General features: G+C 51.2%; 2 protein-coding genes. Both read left to right on the top strand.

Annotation, left to right across the window (positions count from 1 at the left end; genetic code table 11):
- Positions 1-442: 442 nt before the first annotated feature.
- Positions 443-1,039 (top strand): hypothetical protein, encoded by a 597-nt coding sequence (locus tag H6F43_RS01240; RefSeq protein WP_190340208.1) that lies wholly within the window; start codon positions 443-445, stop codon positions 1,037-1,039.
- Between the two features lie 280 nt (positions 1,040-1,319).
- A partial coding sequence (locus H6F43_RS01245) for a hypothetical protein (protein WP_190340209.1) occupies positions 1,320-2,317 on the top strand: 998 nt, incomplete at its 3' end.

A 2,317-nucleotide genomic window follows, 5' to 3' on the forward strand; every position in this document is an offset into this window, starting at 1 on the left:
TGATCGGTAGCTGGAATTTGGAGAGTCGGCATAAATTGCTGCCTGAACTGCTCAGCTAATGCTGCTGAGGTCGCGTGCTCGATCGGCTTGACTTACTCCCGCTGCCAACATCTCCACAAGTTGGTGCAGCGTTGCAAAATTCGCAACCGCTCTCAGTACAGCCGTCAAATCTGTCTACGTTAGAGATAGCTACGTTGCACTACAGATAGCAATGAAACATAGCAATGAAACAAATTGTTGTTGCGCTCCTACTGGCTATTCCACAGTTTAAAGCAGGCAAAATGCCGCCCCACAAAATTTGCGTTCTGTTTAACCTACAGTTCTAAACGCAGAAGTTGATCCAGTCCTATTGGGATTGGGCAATCACATAACGCTGTAGGGAATTGATTGATCGCGCCTTGAATTCAATCCTATCTACTTAGAGAATTCTGAAATCATCACGATGCCTAACATCCGTAACGTAACGAGCCTATCTTTTTCCACACTAGCCGCAATTGCAGGGCTGCATGGTCTGGGACTTCCAGGTTTAGCCGTACAGGCTGAATCTACAAGTCCGATTGGAAGCAAGCCAGATGGAACAACCCAAGTGATGGTCGCGCAAGCCCAACCATTAGGTGTGGCTCCAGCAAGTAGGGTGAAAATCTTCCTGCCGCGCAATCCTGGACAGCAGAACAACCTGAGCCACGTCGAGCCAGTTTGGCGGCAACCTGCGAATTCTGGTGTCGCCCAATTTGCGATCGGACAAGTCATTGCAGGACCAACTCAACAGGAAAAACAATTGGGGTTTAGCGCTCCAATCACTTTGAAGGGATCGTCCAACTGCGGTAAAGACTTTACCCTAGCGATTACGTCTGGACTGGCAAGACTACAGTTCTGCAAGCAGGTTGCCTCGGCGGGTGTTGGCGATGATGCTCGCGCGATTAGTTCTGTCAATGCCACGCTGAAGCAGTTTCCGGCAATTCGGTCGATCGTGATTTTGGATCAAAACGGCAACTGTCTTGGTGACATGAGTGGTCAGAATCGCTGCTTGCGCCGCTGAATCAACAGGTTTGGGACTTACGCAAACCTCGGAGGTTTTGACCAAGAATCAAGCATTGTGACTGACAGAGTAGCTTAAACCTCCGAGGTTTTGGTCAAAATGCGTAAATCCGAAGATTTCTAGAAGCAACTTCAGTACAGGGAAACCTTTTCTCTAGGGAACTTTCAGCCCTACGTGAAACTCTACTCCTTAGGAATGAACACGTTCTTTGTGGGTAGCCGTGCAATTGCAATCCAATCGGTGATCATCACCCAAACTACAGCAGTACCAGGAGACATCAGTGAAGCGGTGGATGTTGTCGATCGTCGTTACGTTGATGGCGTTAGCGCCAGTTGCAGCCGAAGCAAGCCGTGACAAATCCTCATTGACCGGGACTATCCTTGCTTCCGCTCAATCAACCAGTCCCGTTGATTACACTTCCTCTGATAACGCATGGAATTTGCTTCGGGCGGCGCGGCGATACGCCACAAATGGGCAACTCACACAGGCGGCGGAAGCGCTCGTACAGGCAGAGCAACGGACAAGGCTGCTGTCCAACTCAGCCACTCTGGAGCAGCTTCTTGGCAAAATTGCGGCTGAATACGCAAAGTTGGGACAGTATGACCGCGCGATCGCCATCACCACCAGCATGGGGTACACGACCCTGCCGCCTCAAGCCTGCTGTGTCCCGTTGAGAACTGAGGCAGAGATTGCGATCGCTGAGGCGTATGTGAAAGCCGGACAGATCAACCAAGCGCAGCAATTTGCAGAACGAATCCAATCTACGGCATCGCGGTATCAGGTGTTCGTTCCTATTGTGGTAGCGCTTGCTGAACAGGGACGATTTGCCGACGCGATCGCGTTAAGCAAGCGCATCAACGATGCAACACAGGTAAGCAGGGCGCGGTATGGAATTGCTAAGGGCTACATTAGCGCAGATCGTGTGCTCGAAGGGGTCGAGTTTATTAAATCTGTTGTAGACCCCACTGAGCGGGTGTCCCTACTCACTCTGCTTTCCCAGTGGGCATCCCGCAGTGGGCAATATGATCGTGCTTACCGGATTGCGAATCAAATTCAAGATGCAGGCACAAAAGGGCAAGTGCTCACGGAAGTTGCGATCGCCTACGCCAACGCCGGACAGCGAGGGCGGGCATCGACCATCCTCTCGCAAGCCTATGAGATTGCCAGAAAACAGCCGCCGCCACAAGCAGTTGCTCAGTGGGTAGGGAACTTTGCTCAAATTGGAGCCTTCGATCGTGCCTTAGAAATTGCTGCTCGTTTGAAGGATTATGAGAGTGG

Source organism: Leptolyngbya sp. FACHB-36 (genome assembly GCF_014695955.1).
Lineage (GTDB): Bacteria > Cyanobacteriota > Cyanobacteriia > Leptolyngbyales > Leptolyngbyaceae > FACHB-36.

What these genes read in the sequence shown, in the direction of transcription:
- H6F43_RS01240 (WP_190340208.1), top strand. Translation starts at nt 443, where the DNA reads ATGCCTAACATCCGTAACGTAACGAGCCTATCTTTTTCCACACTAGCC.